Here is a 12,978-nt window from a genome sequence, read left to right as displayed (position 1 = left end):
TATCCTTCTTTTTAATCTAAAATTTTTCCGTCAATTGAGATCGTTACAACATTCCATGGAATGAATTTTCCACTGTTCTTTAATGCGGTCACTGCTGCATGTTCCAGTCCGCCACAGCAAGGCACTTCCATTCGAACGACCGTCACGCTCTTGATATCATTATTTCTGATGATCTCCGTCAGCTTTTCACTGTAATCCACATCATCTAATTTCGGGCAGCCGATCAGCGTCACTTTTCCACGGATAAAATCCTGGTGGAAACTGCCGTATGCGTATGCGGTACAGTCTGCTGCGATTAAAAGTTTTGCCCCGTCAAAGTATGGTGCATTGATTGGTGCAAGTTTGATCTGTACCGGCCACTGCCGCAATTCGGAGCTGACCGGTAAACCTGCATTCTGATTTTCTTCTGCAGGTTTTCTTTCAAGCTGACGCATTCTTGAACCCGGACATCCGCCGGAAAGTGCCTGTCCCATCGCCTGCATTTTTTTCTTTTTATTTTCCTGTACGGCTGCCTCATCATAAGCTGCTGCCTCACGCTCGATAAAAGAGATCGCTCCGACCGGACAGTTTGGCAGACAGTCGCCAAGTCCGTCACAATAATCATCACGAAGCAGTTTTGCCTTTCCGTCCACAATGCCGATCGCGCCCTCGTGGCATGCCTCCGCACAAATTCCACAACCGTTACATTTTTCTTCGTCTATCTGGATCACTCTGCGTACCATATGAATTCCTCCTGTTTTCCGCTTCCATTTTCTTTTTCTTTCGTTCTGTTCACAGGTTACTGTTCACAGATTCAGGCTACTCATCCTGTCATCTGTGCCCTTGACATTACTCGTACACTATACTAGAATTTTTTTCAAAAGTATGTTGTCATAACAACATTTTTAAAAATTTTTGAAAAAAGAAGGTTTTCTTTTATGGATTATCAGTTTTTAAGTCAGACAATGCTGTTTTCGGGCGAATCGCCGGAAGAAATCAAAGAAATGCTCTCCTGCCTCGGTGCAGTCACAAGAAGCTACGGAAAAGGTGAGATCATCTATCATGCCGGAGAATGCGTGCATTCGATGGGACTGGTGCTCTCCGGAAATGTTCAGATTGAAAGTGATGATGTCTGGGGAAATCACAGTGTACTAGATGACATAACTCCCGGCTTTTTCTTCGCCGAAACTTATGCGAGTCTGTCAAAAGAACCTCTGATGGTCAATGTTGTCTCTGCGGCTGCAAAGACAGAAGTGTTATTTTTAAATATAGGACGGCTGCTTACCACCTGCACGAACAGCTGCACACATCACAACCGCCTGATCCACAATTTGTTTTTTATTTCGGCACGGAAAAATCTGCTGCTTTCGCGCAGAATCTTCCACACCACACCAAAGTCAATCCGCGGGCGGCTACTCTCTTATCTGTCTGCGCAGTCTGCTGCCGCAAACAGTCTTGATTTTACAATTCCGTTTAACAGACAGCAGCTCGCAGACTACCTGAATGTAGACCGCAGTGCACTTTCTGCAGAACTCTCAAAAATGCAGCGGGAGGGTCTCCTTACAACGGAGCGCAATCATTTTACCCTCTGCGAAGATCCTTTAGAATCTTAAACCATATGTACGCAGTACCAGTCTTCATCCACCTGTCTCACTTCTTCTCCGACAGAAACGATCGGATGATCCATATCGTTTAATGGGATATATTCCACGCACCCTTCCCTGCCGTCTGACATGATGACCTGCTGTTGTCTGTATACTTTTACCATATTTTTGATAAATATATTGAGAAGATTCTGGTCAATTCCTTTGCTGCCCTCGGTTACAAACCATTGCAGTACATCAAACGGAATCTTCTCTTTTTTGTAACTGCGTGCAGAAAGCATCGCATCATAAATATCAGAAATCGTTGTAATCCTTGCAAAATAAGAAATAGATTCTGCCTTTAAGCCGTCCGGATAACCTTTTCCATCCAGCTTTTCATGATGCCAGCGTACTGCATAGCGTACATCCTCGCTGATATCATCCCCAAGCAGTTCAAAAGAATATAGCGGATGTCTTTTCATAACCTCAAATTCTTCCGGTGTCAGTTTCCGCGGTGCATTTAATATTTCTTCCGGGATCTTCGTCTTTCCGATATCATGAAGCACACCTGTTAAAATCAGACTCCGGATATCTTTTTCATCGAGTCCTAACCACTGTCCCATGATCCCGTTTAAAAGTGCAACGTTTAGGGAATGTCTCTGTAATGCCTCGTCAACCGGTCTTGGCACGGTAATACACTGGAAAATCTCCCCCGCATCCACGGATACCATTCTGCCATATACTTTCTCCATCATGCCTTCCACTTCAGCATGATTGACAAACATCGCATTTTTACTCATCTGAAGCACATGGTCGATGCCTTTGCGCAGTTCTGTATACCCGGTCCTGTTTTCCAACATTTTCTGCTGTATTTCAGCCGGACGGTCTTTTCCCTTCATGATATACTCATAAGATCCGCGGAATGTTGTAATATAATTGTTGCCATCACTGAAATTGATCAGTTTATCAAGTTTGCTTTTCGTGATAACTTCTCCGCTTGGCACTAAAAGTACGCTTCCATTATAATTGTAAAGATTATCTGATAAAACAAGTCCCTCCCACAAATACTCCATCGGTACTTTTTCGAGACGTTCTGTTTTTTCGTATTTTGCCATAACCGGTACTAGACCTCCTTGTCAACCTTGATTCCTTTTAAATCTGCCTCTAAAACCTTCATGCTGCTTTTAATGTCATCAAGTCCCTGCTCCACACCGTTCATCTGCTTATGTTCTGTCGTGAGTGTCAGCATCTCATCTAACTTCATATCCGGTGCCTCATGTTTCTGCTGTTTTTCCTTTGCACGGTCCACAGCCTCTTTGGTGCCCTCGATCAGAGCTTTTTCTACCGCACGTTTTTCCTCTAAGGCATCTAAACGTTCCTGACGCTTTTCTTTTTCGTCTGCGACATCCTTTGCATCCTCTTTTGCCTCTTCCATCTTCTCATCAATGCCATCTTTCACATCAGAGACAAGCATGGAGACCACATCATCGTTTGCAGCATCCATGATATCATCGGCAGCATTTTTCGCATCCACCATTCCATGTGTCTTTAATTTTTCGATCATAATACGCTTCACATTGCCGACGGCAGCCTGCATTCCACTGGTTGTATCGCGGATCGTAACCTTTTCTTCTACCGCCTGGGCATGGATCTCAAGTGCCCGTTTCTGGTACTCTGTGAGTGGCTGCTTATCGATCTCATTTAACTTTTTCCACTCATCCCTAGTCAGTTTCTCACCCACACCGCGCCTGTATTCCTGTCTCTTTTCCAACAGGTTTAAATCCTGCTGTTCTTTGGAATCGTCTGCTACGTTGCACTGTTCCTTCAATGTTTTTTCCTGGTCTTCATAACCGGCAAGTGCCTTCTTTGCCTCCGTCCGCTGTGCGTCTAATTCCGCATAGCGTTGTCTTTGCGATGCGACCGTTTTTTCCACAGCCTGGTCGTTATCCCACGCATCTTTCACCAGTTTTAAGGCACTTTTCTGTGCCATCTTTTTTCGCTGTTCGATCTGATTTTTTGTTGTCAGTACCGGACTTCCCGCAAAAAATGCGCTTTTTCCCTGTTTATTTGCCTGCTCTGCTTTGTGCCCTGCCGCTGTATTCTGTACATTTGAAAAACCGTTTGCATTGATCGATAAATTCATAAACTCATTCCCCATTTATTGCATCCGTGAAAATCGATTCCTTTATAAATGTATCGGCATTTTTTTCTGTCACATTAATCAGAAATCAGGATCTGCCGCACTTTTGCCAGATCCATCTGCATCAGCACATGATCTGCGTCCGGTTTCTTCTCTGTGTCCGGTGAAATATTTGAATGAATGTAGAATGTATGCAGTCCGACCTCTTTTGCTCCTTTGATATCACTGACCGCATCGTTTCCGATCATAATACTCTCTTCCGGCAAAATGTGATGTTTATCCAGCAAAAGATGAAAGAAACGCGTATCCGGCTTTTTCACTTTGCACGAGGATGACAGAAAGATATCATCAAAATAAGGCTCCAGTCCCAGAAGTTTCAATTCATACGCCGTAAAAATACGCTGTGCATTCGAAAGCAGATATACTTTTTTTCCTGTTTCACGCAATGCCGCAAGAAGTTCCTTTGCCCCGTCATAAAGTCTGATATATTCTGTGGAAAGGATCCGGAAAAACTGTCCAGCATGAATGGCAAGTTCTATGTCTGCCTGTACCCCTTTTTTCTGAAACAATGAAAGAAAAACCTCCTCGATCTCGATCTCTGGATGTGCTTCATGTGCATCGTCTTTTTTCATGGCTGCATCAGATCCCATCTCCTGCCGCAATGCATCCTCTTTCTGCCCCGTGAGGCACGCATACGCGTTTTTCAGTTCCTCTGCAGTATAAACCGCACCATAATAACCGTAAAACTGCGCCAGTTTCTCCCAGAGTTCTGTTTTTTCTTCATCTGTGTGGATATCCACCAGAGTTCCATATAAATCAAATATGTAATTTTCGTATTTCATGTCAATCCTCTCTTTTGTACAAAAGTCTTATTTTTCACAAAATTCTTATTTTTTCATGCCGTTTTCCACTTTACACAGCTTTGCTGCACACAATCCTGTGCATTTTATAAAATTTAACATGTTTATCTGGGAAAATCAACCGGATACATCACGAATCACACGATCCTAAATTTTTTCTGAGACACAACAGAATCTTTTTTTCAAGCCTGCTGACCTGCACCTGTGTCATTCCCAGTTCTTTTGCTGTTTCACTCTGTGTCCTGTTTTCAAAATAACGGCACCGGATGAGATTCTGTTCCCGCTCATCGAGCAGTTCCATGAGCTGCTCGATCACCATCCGGTTTAATACTGCCTCTTTTTCCGGTTCATCCCTTCCGTTTTCTTCCTTTTCACACAACTGATCGACCATCAGTAACTCGTCCCCGTCTTTCTCATAGACCGGCTGATAGATGGATTCCACATCTCTTGCCGACTCCATTGCCATAATGATCTCACCGCTGCTCAACCCTGTCCGCTCTGCGATCTCAAGCAATCCCGGTTCTCTTCCAAGTTCCCCCCACAGTTCTTCCTTTGCCCTCCCTGCCTTATAAGCGTTTTCTTTTAATGTCCGGCTTACCTTTACCATACCGTCATCTCTTAAAAATCTGCGGATTTCCCCCATGATCACCGGAACTGCATAAGTGGAAAATGCAAGATTTAACGAGAGATCAAATTTATCAACCGCCTTCATCAATCCAATACATCCAATCTGAAACAATTCTTCCCTCTCATGTCCCCGGTGTTCAAACCGGTTTGCGATAGTATGTACCAGTCCCAGATTTCCTGCAATCAGCGTATCCCTTGCACCTTTATCTCCTCCATGTGCCTGCTGCATCAGTTCCTTAAAACCCTCCATATCAGACGCCCATCCCTGCACCGATCTTTTTTTTCATCGTAACAGTTGTTCCTTTTCCGGGTGCTGAATGTACCTCGACTTCATCCATAAATGCTTCCATAAAAGCAAATCCCATGCCGGAACGCTCCAGTTCCGGTCTCGTCGTAAAAAAAGGTTCCATGGCTTTTTGTACATCCGCAATCCCGTGACCATGATCTTTCACTGTGATCTCTGCATGGTTTCCGCACAGTTTACAGGACACCTCCACCTTCTCCTCCGGACTGTCATACCCGTGGATGATCGCATTTGTTACTGCCTCTGAAACTGCTGTCTTAATGTCAGAAATCTCATCCAGTGTCGGGTTTAATTCCGCCACAAACGCAGCCACCGCCATTCTGGCAAATCCTTCATTCACGGACCGCGCATCAAATTCCAGTTTCATTTCGTTTTCATTAATCTGATCTGCCTGCATATCGATTCTCCATTTCCTCTTTTTATTCTTATTTTCTTCCAAAATCCCACATATCCCATTTCTCTTACCGGACATTCCCTTGTCTGGTCTATTTCAACTGTTCGCGTAAATTCGCTGATTTCCTCTTTTCCTGGCGGATATTCCCTGCCTGGCCCATTTCCAAGTCAATTACATGTGTCTATTTTTATACCGTATCGATCCGGATCAGCTTTTGCAGGCCTGACACCATAAAAATCTTTTTTACGCGCTCATTCATATTGGCTGCTGCCACTTCGCCGCCGGAAAACCCCATGCTCTTGCATCTTCCAATGATCACACCGATCCCGGAACTGTCCATAAACTCTGTTTCCCGAAAATCAAACACAAGCCGTCTGACATGATATGCCCCGATCAGAAAATCTGCCTCCATCTTAAGCCTGCCCGCCTCATGATGATCTAACTCTTTTGGCATCTGTATCGTCAGACATCCTTCTTTTAACTGATACTTTTCTTCCATAAATGCTCCTTTCCTGTTACTTTTTTAATTGGTTTAAAAGTCACCTTTTGCTTTCAATACCCTATGAATAAAAAAAGACGTCTAATATCACTTAGACGTCTTTTGTATCATCTTTATTTAATTTTTATAATGATTTTTACTCTTCAATATTGATGTAATTCTGTGCATTCGCCGCGCGCTCTGTACCCGGATACAGTTCTACGATCTTCTGATAGTAAGTCTTTGCCGTTTCAAGATCATTATTCTTACGGTAAGCCTGTGCTAAATAGTACAGTGCATATCCATCTTTGTAGGTTTCCTCCATGTCCACAACTTTTTGCAAGCTGGTGATGGATTCCTCAAATTTCTGACTGTTATAATCGCTGTATCCCTGATTATATAAGGACTCCAGATAATCAGCATTGACCTGCGCATTAATCGTCTCATAAACACTCTTTGCGCTGTCACTTAAGTATTCCTCATTGACATTGCCAAGCGCATTGCCTGCTGTCTCAATATCTCCATCCGAATAGGATGCATATGCGGATAATAACTGGTCATATGTGCTGATCTTATTCTCGGAACCTTCTGCGCTGTCCTTGACCTCAGTGATCTGGCTCGTCAGATCATCAATCTGCTTCTGCAGTGTACTGATCTCCTGATTCTTGGACGAAACAGTGTTATTCGCATCGAGCACCTGCGCTTTGGCATCATTCTGCACCTGACGGCGCACACCCGGTACAACCAGAAATCCGGTAATTGCCGCACCGATTGCAATACCGATGACCATATTAAGAATCGTACTCATTGCGGAATTGTCCTTTAAATACTTCGGCTGGATAATCGTCTCATTGCCGCTCTGGTAGGAAATCTGTTCCTCCTTCTGTTTCTTACCCGGCGTATTCTCCTTTAATCCTGCATTCACTTCTTTTAAATAACGAAGTGTGATCGTGTTATTTGCATCAATCTTTCCGGCGTTGCGCAAAGACTTCTTGGCAAGATCATATTTGCCCTCCTGAATATAGAGCAATGCTAAAAGCTGATGTCCACTGACTAATTTCGGGTTCAGTGACAGTACCTTTTTCAACTGGATAATCGCAAGATCACGGCTGTCCTGTCTGCAGTACAATAACGCCTGATTGTATTTTTTAATGGTCTGATTGATTGTCTCAAGTCTTGATCTGTTATTCTGTATTTCATCCAGATAACGACTTGCGGCATTCTCAGCAGGCTGATAGTTCTTACTGATGACCCACTCTGTCAATGCCTCCACCACTTCGCCCATCTCAAAGTAGATGAGTCCCAGCAGATTTCTTGCATCTATATTTAATTTATTGAATTTCAGGCTTGTTTTCAAGCTTTCTATTGCTCCTGAAAGATCACGGACACTCGCCTTTGCCAGTGCATCATTGTAATATTCATTGGATGCCATGACAATTTTTTTATATATTTTTACATTTACGCCGCATTCAGGGCAGATATTTTCCCTTCCAAGCTTTGCTCCACAATTATAGCACTTCATTCTTTCCCTCACTTCATGAATTTACATTCGACTTTTCCAAAAGATGTCTTACATATTATGTTTTAACTCCTGCATCATCTCTTTTAAAACATCTGTCATATCTGTTAATTCATGATTATATATTGCCTGTTCTGCCTCTTCTACCTCTAAGCTCGGTTTAAAATTCTTTAATTCTTCTTCAAAATTAATCATAATCGACCTGTCCTTTTCTGCCATTTGTTTATGGCAAACATCTATTTTAAGATTCTTCTCTCCACCACATAATTAAGGGCAAAAAGAATCACCACTATATTATAATATAGTGGTGACAATAATCAAGTAAATTTATATTAAGTTTTTCGTAAAACTTCTGCCATATTCGACAGCAGTTTTATGAGCATTCTCTCGTCTTGATCTTATCCTGCAGCTTGTAAAACTCAGCTGCTTTTACATAATTCTGTACAAGCAGCTTGGTATCCTCGATCTGGATCACAGCTCCCGGATAAGTCCCCCGCAAAACGGTAACACATGCACCGCTCGCACTCTCGATCAGATTGCGCAGCTGCTTTGCCTCTTCTTTGCTGTGTGCTAATGTCGCAGTATCACGGATCTTGATACGGAGCAATGTCACTCGCCTCGGATCGTCTTTGTAGCTGACTCCACGCGCTTTTTCCAGCTCTTCAAACTTGCGCAGCCCCTCTTCAATCTGTGCCAATCCCTGACTCAACTCCTGAATCGTCTTTTCCAACTGTCTGAGTTTTGCATATCCTTCCGGACTTGCACCAGCCATAATAACGGTCTTTTTCTCGGCATCATTTCCTAATGTCGTAACCTCGATTCCACACACTCCATGTGTAAGGCCACCGATGATGCTTCCGCGTTTTCCATTCATGATGATCTTTCCAAAGCACTGTACCTGACAATCCATCAGCACATCTGCACGGATATCGCCTGCACATTCAATACGGGTAAATTCAAAAAACTTTGCGGTAATACTGCCTTTTGTCTTTACTGATGCCTTATTTCCACCGAGCATTCCACTTCTTAAAATAATATCTTTCCCTGCCTCTAAAGTACATGCCTCGACGATTCCATCCACTGTGATCGTACCGCTTGCTTTTACTATAACGCCGCTTTCCACGCTTCCGTGGATCACAACATCACCATGAAAATCAATGTTGCCACTGGAAAGATCTGCATTGCCGGACAATTCATGTACCGGAAGGATCACAACCCTGTCATTCTGTGTCTCGATCTTACCACTCATCAGCGCAACATAGGTATTATCATCCTTGCGTTCAAATCCTTTTCCTTTCAGTGGAAGCTGTTCTCTTCCCCGCTTTGCAGGTATCGGCTTTCCAGTGACTGTCTTGCCGTCCATTCCCTCCACACAAGGATGGTACTCCGCGATCACCTGATCCTGCACCACAGACTCTATCGACTTTACAGACCAGTAATCCACGGTTCCATCCGGCCGCATCAACGGTTTTTTATCAAAGTTGCAGTTAAAATTGTAATCATAATAACCGTCTTTTCCGTCTACCGGCTCTGTTCCCTGCGCAACTAACGTCTCCACACCATATTTTTTTTCATCAATCAGCTCCGTCAACGCTGCTTCATCTATTCCGTACTTGACACCTCTGTCATCCAATGCTTTCTGCAATGATTCAATTGTATATTCTCCCCCATCGTCTGGTGTTATAAGCATAACATACGCTTCCATGCTATCTGCCGTCATCCGTACGATTGGTTTTTCTTCTGTTACCATAGGCGTGCTCCCCAATTCTTTCTGATGTATGTATACATAGTAACGTAGAATATTCCTTATCCTATATAATACTAGTACTTTTATGCTTTTTCAAGTAAATTCTTTAACACAACGCGTCCTTTTTGGTGCTATTTTACCAAAAAGAGCTATACAAGGCAGGCACCACTTTACCGGCTGACCAGTAAAGATGATACCCATCGTGCATAGCTCCTTCTTATTATATCATGAAGCAATGCTTCATGATCATGATCTACACGAGCTTCGCTCGGCAGTCTTATTATATCATGTGCAAAATCAGCACATGATACAATTCGCCGTTCTTGCGCTCATTATCTTGCAATTATTTTGACATCTGTGCCAAACGTTCTTTGACCTGCTCCATCATCTGTTCGTATCCGGCAAGTTTGTCCTTCTCTTCCTGCACTTTTGCTTCCGGTGCTTTGCTTAAGAATTTTTCATTCGAAAGCATTCCCTTAGAACGTGCAAGCTCTTTCTCTAAACGTGCCTGCTCTTTTAACAGACGCTCTTTTTCCTTCTCGAAATCAACCAGATCTTCTAATGGCAGATACAGTGTAGCGCCAGGGATCACAACAGATACTGCATCCTCCCCGATGCCTGTCTTATCCTGCTGCACCATGACCTCACTTGCTCCGGCAAGGTTTGCATAAGCCTCTTTGGTCAGTTCAAAGGAATCACGCAAAGCGGCATCTTCAGCAACAATAAAGATTTTCGCTTTTCTTGATGGCAGAACATCCATCTCTGTGCGCACATTACGGACACCTTTTACCAGATCCTTGCAGTGCTCTAACATTTCTTCCTCTGCCGGGAAATTCCAGTCAGCACGGTACTCCGGCCATTTTGCAAGCATGATCGTGTCTTCTTCCGGATGCAGTGTGCAGAAAATCTCTTCTGTGATAAACGGCATGAACGGATGAAGCAGTTTTAATGCCTCTGTCAGTACGGTCTTTAATGTCCAGAATGCTGCGTTTGCAGATGCCGGATCATTTTCTTTATTATAAGTACGAGTCTTAGTGATCTCAATGTACCAGTCACAGAATTCATCCCAGATGAAATCATAAACTTTCTGTACGGCGATTCCCATCTCGTACTTATCCATATTTTCTGTCACGTCTTTTGCAAGTGTGTTTACCTTGGATAAGATCCACTTATCTGCCGGTTTTAACTCACCCAGTGACGGCTCCTTGATCTCGCTTCCCTCAAGGTTCATCATGATGAAACGGGATGCATTCCATACTTTGTTGGCAAAATTTCTGGATGCCTCAACACGCTCCCAGTAGAAACGCATATCATTTCCCGGTGCATTTCCGGTGATCAGTGTCAGGCGGAGTGCATCTGCGCCGTATTTATCGATTACTTCGAGCGGATCAATACCGTTTCCTAAAGATTTACTCATCTTGCGTCCCTGGGAATCACGAACCAGTCCGTGGAACAATACGGTATGGAACGGTGCTTTGCCCATCTGCTCATAGCCGGAGAAAATCATACGGATGACCCAGAAGAAAATGATATCGTATCCGGTTACAAGTACATCGGTCGGATAGAAGTAATCCAGATCTTCTGTCTTATCCGGCCAGCCTAATGTGGAGAACGGCCAGAGTGCGGATGAGAACCAGGTATCTAAAGTATCCGGATCCTGCTCCATGTGATCACATCCGCATTTCGGACATTTCTCCGGTGCAGCCTTTGCTACCACCATCTCACCGCAGTCCGGGCAGTAATAAGCCGGGATGCGGTGTCCCCACCAGAGCTGTCTGGAAATACACCAGTCACGGATATTGTCAGTCCAGTTAAAGTATGTTTTCTCCATACGTTTTGGAAGTAACTGGATGTCTCCGTTTTTCACTGCTTCCACAGCCGGTTTGATCAGTTCATCCATCTTTACAAACCACTGCTGTTTTACCATCGGCTCAACGGTTGTGCCGCAGCGGTCATGGGTTCCTACGTTGTGGGAATGCGGCTCTACTTTTACAAGCAGTCCCTGTTTTTCAAGATCCTCCACCAGTGCTTTTCTGCACTCGTAGCGGTCCATGCCCTCATATTTTCCGGCATAATGGTTCATTGTTGCATCGTCGTTGATGACGGTGATCTCCTCTAAGTTGTGACGTTTTCCAACCTCAAAGTCGTTCGGGTCATGTGCCGGTGTGATCTTTACACATCCGGTTCCGAACTCTTTGTCAACATAAGCGTCTGCGATCACCGGGATCTCGCGGTCTGTCATCGGAAGTTTTAACATCTTTCCGACGATGTCTTTGTAGCGGTCGTCGTCCGGGTTCACTGCAACTGCGGTATCACCAAACAATGTCTCCGGTCTTGTCGTTGCGATCTCAACAAATCTTCCCTCTTCGCCGACAACCGGATAGTTGATGTGCCAGAAGAATCCGTCCTGCTCTTCGTGCTCTACCTCGGCATCTGAGATGGAAGTCTTACATACCGGACACCAGTTGACGATACGGGAACCTTTGTAGATCAGCCCTTTTTCATATAATTTTACAAATACCTCAAGTACTGCCTCAGAGCAGCCCTTGTCCATCGTAAAACGCTCTCTCTCCCAGTCTGCGGAAGATCCCATTTTCTTTAACTGGTTGATGATGCGGCTGCCGTACTCGTCACGCCACTCCCAGCATTTTTCTAAGAATCCCTCTCTTCCGAGATCACGCTTGTCGATTCCCTGTTTTTTCAGGTTCTCGATTACTTTCACTTCTGTTGCGATGGAAGCGTGGTCTGTACCCGGCTGCCATAATGCGTTGTAACCCTGCATTCTCTTATAACGTGTTAAAATATCCTGCATGGTGTTGTCGAGAGCATGTCCCATGTGAAGCTGTCCTGTGATGTTTGGCGGCGGCATCACGATGGTAAACGGCTTTTTGCTGCGGTCAACTTCGGCGTGGAAATAGCCGTTGTCTTCCCATTTTTTGTATAAACGGTCTTCAATGCTTTTTGGATCGTAGGTCTTTGCTAATTCTTTACTGCAATTCTGACACATAATCTGTTCTCCTTTTTTAGTTCTGATAGATAGGCGGTTTTGATTCACAGGACATAATTTCCTATGAATTAAAAAAAGCCCTTCGTATTCCATACGGAATACAAAGGGCGAATATGATCGCGGTACCACCTTTGTTGGTGCTCATGTCCAGCCAGTTCCATATCTGACCGGTCATCCTGTAACGTGGATGAGTCGTGAATACCTGTGCATATCTGCAATGCCTGTTCTTATATCCTGTCATACAGCTATGCTTTCTCAGCATTCCGGTTCAAAAGCTACCTTCCACATATCTTTCTCTGGGATGTCTTTCAGCCGGTGAACTTCCCTCTCTGCAAAGAGT

General features: G+C 44.1%; 12 protein-coding genes. 1 reads left to right on the top strand and 11 read right to left on the bottom strand.

From position 1 onward, the window contains the following. Nucleotides 1-11 precede the first annotated feature (11 nt). The gene (locus RIL182_RS04375; protein WP_006858193.1) at nucleotides 12-722 is read right to left on the bottom strand and encodes a 4Fe-4S binding protein; all 711 of its coding nucleotides are present in this window, start codon (nucleotides 720-722) and stop codon (nucleotides 12-14) included. Between the two features lie 195 nt (nucleotides 723-917). Between RIL182_RS04375 and RIL182_RS04370 the strand changes: the two genes are divergently transcribed. Next, on the top strand, nucleotides 918-1,592 hold the full coding sequence (locus RIL182_RS04370) for a Crp/Fnr family transcriptional regulator (RefSeq protein ID WP_006858194.1): 675 nt from the start codon (nucleotides 918-920) through the stop codon (nucleotides 1,590-1,592). On the opposite strand, the gene RIL182_RS04365 is transcribed toward RIL182_RS04370, so the two are convergent. The 10 genes from RIL182_RS04365 to RIL182_RS04325 all read right to left on the bottom strand — a co-directional run bounded on the left by RIL182_RS04365 (nucleotide 1,589) and on the right by RIL182_RS04325 (nucleotide 12,638). Then, nucleotides 1,589-2,677 (bottom strand): HD-GYP domain-containing protein, encoded by a 1,089-nt coding sequence (locus RIL182_RS04365; protein WP_006858195.1) that lies wholly within the window; start codon nucleotides 2,675-2,677, stop codon nucleotides 1,589-1,591. The two genes, RIL182_RS04370 and RIL182_RS04365, sit on opposite strands and share 4 nt — an antisense overlap. Before the next feature lie 8 nt (nucleotides 2,678-2,685). Beyond that, complete coding sequence (locus RIL182_RS04360; protein WP_118592240.1) at nucleotides 2,686-3,705, bottom strand: HD-GYP domain protein; 1,020 nt, start codon at nucleotides 3,703-3,705, stop codon at nucleotides 2,686-2,688. A gap of 74 nt (nucleotides 3,706-3,779) precedes the next feature. Continuing rightward, nucleotides 3,780-4,544 (bottom strand): HAD family hydrolase, encoded by a 765-nt coding sequence (locus RIL182_RS04355; RefSeq protein ID WP_006858197.1) that lies wholly within the window; start codon nucleotides 4,542-4,544, stop codon nucleotides 3,780-3,782. A 148-nt stretch (nucleotides 4,545-4,692) separates the two neighbouring features. Continuing rightward, nucleotides 4,693-5,439: a SigB/SigF/SigG family RNA polymerase sigma factor gene (locus RIL182_RS04350; protein ID WP_006858198.1), complete on the bottom strand. Its 747-nt coding sequence runs from the start codon at nucleotides 5,437-5,439 to the stop codon at nucleotides 4,693-4,695. Between the two features lies 1 nt (nucleotide 5,440). Next, a complete protein-coding gene (gene spoIIAB / locus RIL182_RS04345) occupies nucleotides 5,441-5,890 on the bottom strand; it encodes an anti-sigma F factor (protein ID WP_015560890.1) in 450 nt (149 codons plus the stop codon). Nucleotides 5,891-6,074: 184 nt separating this feature from the next. Then, nucleotides 6,075-6,386: an STAS domain-containing protein gene (locus RIL182_RS04340; protein WP_006858199.1), complete on the bottom strand. Its 312-nt coding sequence runs from the start codon at nucleotides 6,384-6,386 to the stop codon at nucleotides 6,075-6,077. Between the two features lie 136 nt (nucleotides 6,387-6,522). Then, nucleotides 6,523-7,887 carry a tetratricopeptide repeat protein gene (locus RIL182_RS04335; protein ID WP_006858200.1) on the bottom strand — a complete coding sequence of 455 codons (1,365 nt, stop codon included), beginning with the start codon at nucleotides 7,885-7,887 and terminating at the stop codon, nucleotides 6,523-6,525. Between the two features lie 48 nt (nucleotides 7,888-7,935). After that, nucleotides 7,936-8,079: a hypothetical protein gene (locus RIL182_RS21140; RefSeq protein WP_015560889.1), complete on the bottom strand. Its 144-nt coding sequence runs from the start codon at nucleotides 8,077-8,079 to the stop codon at nucleotides 7,936-7,938. Between the two features lie 178 nt (nucleotides 8,080-8,257). Beyond that, nucleotides 8,258-9,634, bottom strand: a complete 1,377-nt coding sequence (locus RIL182_RS04330; protein WP_006858202.1) for a DUF342 domain-containing protein — start codon at nucleotides 9,632-9,634, stop codon at nucleotides 8,258-8,260. A 340-nt stretch (nucleotides 9,635-9,974) separates the two neighbouring features. After that, nucleotides 9,975-12,638 carry a valine--tRNA ligase gene (locus tag RIL182_RS04325; protein ID WP_134523059.1) on the bottom strand — a complete coding sequence of 888 codons (2,664 nt, stop codon included), beginning with the start codon at nucleotides 12,636-12,638 and terminating at the stop codon, nucleotides 9,975-9,977. Nucleotides 12,639-12,978 lie beyond the last annotated feature (340 nt).

Source organism: Roseburia intestinalis L1-82 (assembly GCF_900537995.1).
In the GTDB taxonomy this organism is placed as follows: domain Bacteria; phylum Bacillota; class Clostridia; order Lachnospirales; family Lachnospiraceae; genus Roseburia; species Roseburia intestinalis.
This window is presented reverse-complemented; position numbering and strand designations above follow the sequence as displayed.

Coding starts and splice junctions, on each gene's coding strand:
- RIL182_RS04375 (WP_006858193.1), bottom strand. CDS start 722: ATGGTACGCAGAGTGATCCAGATAGACGAAGAAAAATGTAACGGTTGT.
- RIL182_RS04370 (WP_006858194.1), top strand. CDS start 918: ATGGATTATCAGTTTTTAAGTCAGACAATGCTGTTTTCGGGCGAATCG.
- RIL182_RS04365 (WP_006858195.1), bottom strand. CDS start 2,677: ATGGCAAAATACGAAAAAACAGAACGTCTCGAAAAAGTACCGATGGAG.
- RIL182_RS04360 (WP_118592240.1), bottom strand. CDS start 3,705: ATGAATTTATCGATCAATGCAAACGGTTTTTCAAATGTACAGAATACA.
- RIL182_RS04355 (WP_006858197.1), bottom strand. CDS start 4,544: ATGAAATACGAAAATTACATATTTGATTTATATGGAACTCTGGTGGAT.
- RIL182_RS04350 (WP_006858198.1), bottom strand. CDS start 5,439: ATGGAGGGTTTTAAGGAACTGATGCAGCAGGCACATGGAGGAGATAAA.
- spoIIAB (WP_015560890.1), bottom strand. CDS start 5,890: ATGCAGGCAGATCAGATTAATGAAAACGAAATGAAACTGGAATTTGAT.
- RIL182_RS04340 (WP_006858199.1), bottom strand. CDS start 6,386: ATGGAAGAAAAGTATCAGTTAAAAGAAGGATGTCTGACGATACAGATG.
- RIL182_RS04335 (WP_006858200.1), bottom strand. CDS start 7,887: ATGAAGTGCTATAATTGTGGAGCAAAGCTTGGAAGGGAAAATATCTGC.
- RIL182_RS21140 (WP_015560889.1), bottom strand. CDS start 8,079: ATGATTAATTTTGAAGAAGAATTAAAGAATTTTAAACCGAGCTTAGAG.
- RIL182_RS04330 (WP_006858202.1), bottom strand. CDS start 9,634: ATGGTAACAGAAGAAAAACCAATCGTACGGATGACGGCAGATAGCATG.
- RIL182_RS04325 (WP_134523059.1), bottom strand. CDS start 12,638: ATGTGTCAGAATTGCAGTAAAGAATTAGCAAAGACCTACGATCCAAAA.